The 7,587-nt window shown below is 73.4% G+C and carries 7 protein-coding genes; 6 read left to right on the forward strand and 1 reads right to left on the reverse strand.

Annotated features, from left to right (window positions below):
- The 5 genes from GUY61_RS31400 to GUY61_RS31420 all read left to right on the forward strand — a co-directional run.
- The coding region (locus GUY61_RS31400) for a proton-conducting transporter membrane subunit (protein WP_166633636.1) at nucleotides 1-1,924 on the forward strand (1,924 nt) is incomplete at its 5' end.
- On the forward strand, nucleotides 1,921-2,874 hold the full coding sequence (locus GUY61_RS31405) for a respiratory chain complex I subunit 1 family protein (protein ID WP_166633637.1): 954 nt from the start codon (nucleotides 1,921-1,923) through the stop codon (nucleotides 2,872-2,874). The genes GUY61_RS31400 and GUY61_RS31405, both read left to right, overlap by 4 nt.
- Before the next feature lie 7 nt (nucleotides 2,875-2,881).
- Nucleotides 2,882-3,637, forward strand: coding sequence for a hypothetical protein (locus tag GUY61_RS31410; RefSeq protein ID WP_166633638.1), 756 nt, complete (start codon nucleotides 2,882-2,884; stop codon nucleotides 3,635-3,637).
- A 425-nt stretch (nucleotides 3,638-4,062) separates the two neighbouring features.
- Nucleotides 4,063-5,448, forward strand: coding sequence for a proton-conducting transporter membrane subunit (locus GUY61_RS31415; protein ID WP_313896957.1), 1,386 nt, complete (start codon nucleotides 4,063-4,065; stop codon nucleotides 5,446-5,448).
- Between the two features lie 4 nt (nucleotides 5,449-5,452).
- Entirely contained in the window at nucleotides 5,453-6,961 is a 1,509-nt protein-coding gene (locus GUY61_RS31420; RefSeq protein ID WP_166633639.1) for an NADH-quinone oxidoreductase subunit C, read from the forward strand.
- A gap of 115 nt (nucleotides 6,962-7,076) precedes the next feature.
- Here the strand turns inward: GUY61_RS31420 and GUY61_RS31425 are convergent, their stop codons facing one another.
- Nucleotides 7,077-7,262 (reverse strand): DUF1737 domain-containing protein, encoded by a 186-nt coding sequence (locus GUY61_RS31425; RefSeq protein WP_166633640.1) that lies wholly within the window; start codon nucleotides 7,260-7,262, stop codon nucleotides 7,077-7,079.
- Between the two features lie 91 nt (nucleotides 7,263-7,353).
- Here GUY61_RS31425 and GUY61_RS31430 point away from each other — a divergent pair.
- A partial coding sequence (locus tag GUY61_RS31430) for a DUF2804 family protein (protein ID WP_166633641.1) occupies nucleotides 7,354-7,587 on the forward strand: 234 nt, incomplete at its 3' end.

The following is a 7,587-nucleotide window of genomic DNA, read 5'->3' on the forward strand; positions in this document are numbered from 1 at the left end:
GGGAGTGGCCGGCGGTGCGGCGGGAGTGGCCGTACTGACCGGAGGCGCCCGCTGGTCGGCCGAACTGCCGGGGCTGCTGCCACTGGCCGGTACGCGACTGGCGGTGGACGCGCTGTCGGGGTTGTTCATGGCGGTCGCGGGGGCCGTCGTGGCGGCGGTGGCGGTGTACGGCATCGGATACGCGGGCGGGCACGGCGCGCACGGTCCCGCCTCGCGGTGGGCGCAGGCGGTACTGCCGCTGTTCGCCCTGACGCTGGTACTGGTGCCCGCGGCGGACTCGGTGTCCACGTTCCTGGTGCTGTGGGAGCTGATGGCGCTGACCTCGCTGCTGCTCGTCCTGGCCGAGCACCGCGAGCGGCCGCAGGTGCGGACGGCGGGGGTCTGGTACGCGGTGATGACCCATCTCGGGCTGGTGCTGCTGCTGGTGGCCTTCGCGCTGTTCGCCGCGCGCGCCGGGGGCGAGTCCTTCGAGGCGCTGCGGGCCGGCGCGAAGGGCATGTCACCCCAGGTGAGGGGGCTGGTGTTCGTACTGAGCGCGGCAGCCTTCACCTCCAAGGCCGGGGCGGTGCCGCTGCACGCCTGGCTGCCCCGCGCCCACCCGGAGGCGCCCAGCCACGTCTCGGCGCTGATGAGCGCCGCGATGGTCAACCTCGGCGCGTACGGACTGGTGCGCACCGGCTTCGACCTGCTGGGCGGCGGCCCTTCGTGGTGGTGGCTGGGGCTGATCGTGGTGGGCGGACTGTCCGCCGTGTACGGGATCCTGCAGGCGGCGATGGCCTCCGACCTGAAGAGGCTGCTCGCGTACTCGACCTCCGAGAACATGGGGCTGGTCCTGATCGGAGCCGGAGCGGCGGGCCTGTTCGCCGCCTCGGGCGACGGCACGCTGGCCGCCCTCGCCCTGGCGGCGGCCCTGCTGCATGTCGTCAACCACTCGGCGTTCAAGGCCCTGTTGTTCTGCGCGGCCGGTTCGGTGCTGCGCGCCACCGGGGTCCGTGATCTGGACCGGCTCGGCGGTCTGCGGGCGCGGATGCCGGTGACGGCCGGGCTGTTCGCGCTGGCCGCGCTGGGGGCGGTGGCGCTGCCGCCCGGCAACGGGTTCATCAGCGAGTGGCTGCTGCTGCAGTCGCTGATCCACGGCCTGCAGACGCCGGGTGTCTCCGTCGCCGTGACGCTGCCGCCGGCCGTGGCACTGATCGCGCTGTCGGCCGGAATCGCGGCGGCCGTGTTCGTCAAGGCGCTCGGCGTCGGCTTCTTCGCCCGGCCGCGCAGCCGGGAAGCCACCGGGGCGAAGGAGTCACCGCCGCTCATGCTCGCCGGGATGGGGCTGCTGGCCTCCGGCTGCGTCGCGCTGGCCCTGGTCCCGGGAGTGCTGGGCAGCGGCCTCGACCGGTCGGTGCTCGCCGCGGGCCTCCCGGCGGACACGGTCGTGACCGGCGACGGGGTGGGACTGCGCCTGGAGAATGTCTCCGCGACGCTGTCACCACTGTGGGTGGTGGCAGGACTGACCGCGGTACTGGCTCTGGCCACCGCACTGCCCATGCTGTACGGCAGGCGCCGGCGCGCGCGACGGCGAAGAGACGCCAGGCTGTGGGACTGCGGCGGCGGGGCACCCACCCCCCGGATGGCCTACACCGCGACCTCCTTCGCCGAACCGCTGCAACGCGTCTTCGACGACGTACTCGCCCCGGAGCAGGATGTGAACGTCACGCCGGTGCGCGAATCGGCCTATCTCGTGGAACGCGTGCGCTTCCGCAACCGGGTGCCGGACCGGATCGAGCACCGGCTGTACGAACCGGTACTGGCCTTCCTCGCGCGGTCGGGACAGGCCGCGCGGCGGCTGGCGAACGGCAGCGTCCATCTGTATCTCGGCTACGGCTTCTTCGGCCTGGTCGCCCTGCTCGTGGTGCTGGCGGTGGGCTGGTGAGCGCGGTCGGCTACGCGGCGGTGGCGGGGCAGATCGCCGTGGTCGTCGGGGGCGCTCCGCTGCTCACCGGGCTGATGCGGCAGGTGCGGGCACGGATGGAGGGACGGGCCGGCGCCGGCGTGCTCCAGCCGTGGCGCGATACGCGCAAGCTGCTGCGCAAGGAGCCGATCAACCCGGTCGGAACGGGGCCCGCGTTCCGTGTCGCTCCCGCGCTCCTGGTGGCCACCACCGTGGTGGTGGCCGCGCTGGTGCCGCTGCTCTCCACGGACACCCCGCTCGCCGGACGCTCGGACCTGATCCTCGTGGTGGGGCTCCTCGCCCTGGGCACGGTCGCCCTGGCCCTGGCCGGGCTCGACACCGGCACCGCGTTCGGCGGCATGGGGGCGTCGCGCGAGATGACCATCGCGGCCCTCGTGGAACCGACGCTCCTCATGTCGGTGTTCGCCCTGTCGATACCGACCGGCTCGACCAATCTGCCCGCCATCGTCTCCGGCGCCGTCCACGAACCGGCACGGTTCGCCTCGCCCGCGGGACTGCTGGCCACCGCCGCGCTCGCCGTCGCCGTCCTCGCGGAGACCGGCCGGCTCCCGGTGGACAACCCGTCCACGCACCTGGAGCTGACGATGGTGCACGAGGCCATGGTGCTGGAGTACGCGGGGCCCGATCTGGCACTGGTCGAGCTCGGCGCGCAGATGAGGCTCACCGTACTGCTCGGGCTGCTCGCCTCGCTGTTCGCGCCCTGGGGCATCGCCACCTCCGCCTCCGCGGCCGCGCTCGCACTCGCCCTCGTCGTGTTCGTGGCCAAGGTCGCCGCCCTGGGGGCGTTGCTGGCCGCCGCGGAAGTGTTCTGGGCCAAGCTGCGGCTGTTCCGCGTGCCCGAGCTGCTCGCCGGCTCGTTCCTGCTGGCACTGCTCGCGGTGACCGCCTCCTACTTCCTGAGCGGAGAGTGAGCGCGCGGTGAGCGAGAGTCTGTACACACAGCTGCTCGACCTGGCCTGCGGGGCGTTCCTGCTGGCGGCGGTGGTGATTCTGTGGCGCCGTGAACTGGGCGCGATCGTACGGATCTTCGCCCTGCAGGGGATCGCCCTGGGCGCCATCGCCGTCCTGCTGGGACTGCACGAGGAACGCTGGGACCTGGTCGCGGTGGCGTGCGGGATCGGTGTGCTGCGGGCCGGGGTGCTTCCGTACCTCATGCACCGTGCGCTCGTCACACCGGCCGCCGAGCGCCCTGAGTACCCCGAGCGCCCCGAGCGCCCCGGGTTCACCGAGCGCCCCGGGTTGACCGGGTTCACCGGGTACGACACGGACGGCGCCGAGACGCGGGAGACCCAGCCGCTGGTGAACGTGGCGGCCTCCCTGCTCACAGCGGCGGCACTGACGCTGCTCGCCTACGCCCTGGCCCAGCCGCTCGTCGAGCTCGACCCCACCCCCGCCACGCTGGCCCTGCCGGTGGGCCTGGCCGTCGTGCTGATCGGGTTCTTCGTCCTGGTCACCAGGCGGCGGGCGCTCGCGCAGGTGGTGGGCTTCCTGCTGCTGGACAACGGCATCACGGCGACCGCGTTCCTCGCCGCCTCCGGGGTTCCGCTGATCGTCGAGCTCGGCGTCTCGTTCGACGTCACGCTCGCCGTGCTGGTGCTGCAACTCCTCACCACCCGCATGCGGGCCGCGTTCGGCACCACCGACATCGACGACCTGCGGGAGCTGCACGACTGATGCTGCGTCTTCTTCACGAGCCGACCGCGACCGCCGTGCTGCTGACCGCGCCCGTCGCGGTCCCTCTCGCCATGGCCGGCGTGCATGCGCTGGCCCGCGTGCGGGCGGTCTCCGCCGGGGCGCGGCCGCCGGGCGGGAAGGCGGCAGGTGCGCCCGTCCGCGCGGGGGTCACCGCCGGCCCGGCGGACACGGCCCCGGCAGCGGTCCGGGGTCCGGCACCCGGCACGGACTCCGGCACGGCACCGGGACCGGTCCGGGGTCAGGCACCGGGTCCGGACTCCGGCACAGCACCCGGCCCGGACTCCGGCACGGCACCGGGTCCGCATTCCGGCACGGAACCGGGCACCGCTCCACCCGCGGCCCCGGCTCCCGCTCCCCCGCCGCCGGGCGCCGGCGCGTCCCGCCCTGCCGACCGGCTGGGGCTCGTGTCACCGCTGGCGGTCATCGCCTGCGGCGCGGTGCTGGCCGCCGGCCTCGGTGACGACGAGGCGGTGACCGCGTACGACGGCCTGCTGCGCGCCGACGCCCTGACGGTGTGGCTGCTGCTGGTCGTGGGCGCCGTCGCGCTGATCGCCTGCGCGACCGCCCCCTCCTATCTGGCGGGCGAGCGGACCGCCGGGCACGCGGACGCCCGCAGCACGGCGGTCTTCCACGCCCTCGTGCAGGCATTCCTCGCGGCCATGGGCCTTGCCGTGATCACGGCGAATCTCGGGGTGCTGTGGGTGGCCGTGGAGGCCACGACCATCGTCACCGCGTTCCTCGTCGGCCATCGCAACACCCGTTCCTCCGTCGAGGCCGCGTGGAAGTACGTGGTGATCTGCTCGGCCGGGATCGCCCTGGCGTTCCTCGGCACCGTCCTCGTCTACTACGCCGCCCGGCAGGCCGGCGTCCCCGAGGCCTATGCCCTGGACTGGCCCACCCTCGTGGACCGGGCCGACCGCCTGGACCCGGCCGTCACCCGGCTCGGCATCGCCCTCGTGATCCTCGGCTTCGGCGCCAAGGCGGGCCTGGTGCCCCTGCACGCCTGGCTGCCCGACGCCCACAGCCAGGCACCCGCCCCCGTCTCCGCCCTCATGTCCGGTGTCCTGCTGTCCGTGGCCTTCACCGCGATCCTGCGCTACCGCAGCATCGCCGACGCGGCGCTGGGCACCGGCTACACCCGCGCCCTGCTGACCGGCATGGCCCTCCTCACCCTCGTCCTCGCGGCGGCACTGCTGCTCGCCCAGCGCGACTACAAACGGATGCTCGCCTACTCCAGCATGGAGCACATGGGCCTGATCAGCCTCGGCGCGGCGATCGGCACCCCCCTCGCCCGTGCCGCCCTGCTCCTGCACATCGCGGGACACGGACTCGCCAAGGCGGTCGCCTTCTGCGCCTCCGGCCACATCCTGCACCTGACCGGGACCACCCGCATCGGGCGGGTACGCGGCCTGCTCGCGCGGGCACCCGTACTCGGCGCGGCGCTCGGACTCGCGGTCGCCGCGCTGCTCGGCTTCCCGCCCTTCAGCCTCTTCGCCTCCGAACTGGGCATCGTCCGGGCCGGATTCGCCGCCGGCATGGGCTGGGCCGTCTCGGTGGCCCTGCTGCTCGTCCTGATCGCCTTCGCCGCTCTCGCCCTCCGCACATCCCGCATGGTGCTCGGCCCGGCACCCGCCGCGCCCGCCGCACCCGCCACGCCCGGGGACGACCCGCCCACCGGGACGAAATGGCCGCTCGTCCTGGGGCTGGCCGCCTGCGCGGCCCTGGGCATCGCCACAGGTCCGCTCACCGACCTGCTGCACGACGCCGCCCGGACGATCGGAGGCCGCTGAAGCCATGCGCACCGTGCACGAGATCAGTACCGCCGAACTGCCCGGGCAGGCCCAGGAGTTGCTGCGCACCGGCCGCCGCCTCGCCCTGGTCGCCGCGCACCACGACGGGGACCGTATCCGCGTGGTGTATCTCTTCGTCGCGGGGCCCCCGGACATCCGTACCGAACTGCACGTCCACCTCGACGCCCGGCAGCCGGAGGTGCCGACCCTGGCCCATCTCTCCTTCCCCGCGGGCCGGTTCGAGCGCGAGATGCGGGACCTCTTCGGCGTCGTCCCGCTCGACCACCCGCTGCCGCGCCGCCTCGTCCGCCACTTCCACTGGCCGCGCGGCTGGTACCCGATGCTCCCCGACGCCGGAGCACCGCCACCCTTCACCGAGCAGGAAGGCCCCTACCCCTTCCTGGAGGTCGAGGGCGACGGGGTCTACGAGATTCCCGTCGGACCGGTCCACGCCGGGCTGATCGAGCCGGGCCACTTCCGCTTCTCCGTCGTGGGCGAGACGATCCTCAAGCTCAAGGCCCGCCTGTGGTTCGTCCACAAGGGCATCGAGAAGCTCTTCCAGGGCCGCAGCGTCGCGGCGGGACTGCCCCTCGCCGAACGGATCAGCGGCGACAGCGCCGTCGGCCACGCCCTCGCCTACTGCCTCGCCGTCGAGGAGGCCACCGGCACCGAGGTCCCGGCTCCGGCCCAGCGTGCCCGCGCGCTGCTCCTGGAGCTGGAGCGCCTCCACAACCATGTCGCCGACCTCGGCATGCTCTGCAACGACGTCGGCCACTCCATTCTCAACGCGCACGCCCAGCGGGTACGGGAACAACTCCTGCGCCTGAACGAGCGGGTCACCGGGCACCGACTGCTGCGCGGCGGCGTCGTCCCCGGCGGCGCGGCCCTGCGCGAGCTGCCCGACCCGCGTCGTATGGAGGCGATCCAGGCGGACATCCGGGAGATCGCCGGCCTCGCGCTCCGCCAGTCCACCGTCCGCGACCGCTTCACCGGCACCGCGGTCCTCCCCGCGGGGGCCGCGCGGGACATGGGCTGCCTCGGCTATGTGGCCCGGGCCAGCGGGCTGGCCGGCGATGCCCGCGTCGGGCACCCCTTCACCACGTACGGCACCGGCATCGCGGTCCCTCTCCACGACACCGGCGACGTGCTCGCCCGCTTCCTCGTCCGGGCCGAGGAGACCGACGTCTCCCTCGCCCTGATCGGGCACCTCGCCGAGGGCCTCGCCCCCGGTGCGGTGCTCGCACCCTCGCCCGGGGCCGGCGCGGGCCCCGGGGCCGGTGCCGGTGCGCGTGCCGGCACACGCTCCGGCACCGGCATCGTCGAGGGCTGGCGCGGCACGATCACCACGCGCGTCGAACTCGCTCCCGACGGAACCCTGACCCGGGTCAAACCCGTCGACCCGTCCTTCTTCAACTGGCCGGCCCTGCCCGTCGCCCTCGCCGACACGATCGTCCCGGACTTCCCGCTGACCAACAAGAGCTTCAACCTCTCCTACGCGGGCAACGACCTCTGACCCGCCGGCACGCGGTTCCAGCCGCACGGGCCCGGGCAAGCCTCACAACCCACCCGACCCGTACGGCCGTTCTCACGTCACGGGCCGATCAGGACCACCGCTGTTCCCAGGGCCGCTACGGCCGCGCCGGCCAGACGAGCGCCTGGGCGACGACGACGTTCTCACCGTTGAAGGTGACGGCGGCGCCTTCGTGCAGTTCGTAGCCGAGGTCGATCGCATCGCTCACACGTTGGCAGAACGCGGCATCGTCCGGACCGGTCAGGACTCGGTAAATGGGCAACCCGTCTGGTGGTGTACTCATGGGGAAGAGGATCTCAGACCCTCCCGCCGGCCGAGCCGCCGAACCTGCCTGTCCCGAACTCGGCTGCTCCCACGGCCGTTAGGCTGCGCGTATGACCACGCACGAGCGCGAGATCACCGCACCGGTCGACCTGTGCGACACGGACGGACGGCTGAATCCGGACGCGGTGGGGTGGTCCCGGCGGCCGCTGCACCGGTCGGACATCCCGGGCTGGGGCCGGACGAAGCGGTGGGAGTACTGGTGCGTGACCACGCCGACCCACCTGGTCGCGCTGACCGTGAGCGACTTGGATTTCCTGGCCCTGAACTCGGTGTACGTGCTCGAG

Origin of the sequence: Streptomyces sp. GC420, from assembly GCF_009916105.1 — a bacterium.
Taxonomy (GTDB): domain Bacteria; phylum Actinomycetota; class Actinomycetes; order Streptomycetales; family Streptomycetaceae; genus Streptomyces.

Bases quoted from the DNA above. Each gene is read 5' to 3' on its own strand.
- GUY61_RS31420 (WP_166633639.1), top strand. From the start codon at position 5,453: ATGCGCACCGTGCACGAGATCAGTACCGCCGAACTGCCCGGGCAGGCC.
- GUY61_RS31425 (WP_166633640.1), bottom strand. From the start codon at position 7,262: ATGAGTACACCACCAGACGGGTTGCCCATTTACCGAGTCCTGACCGGT.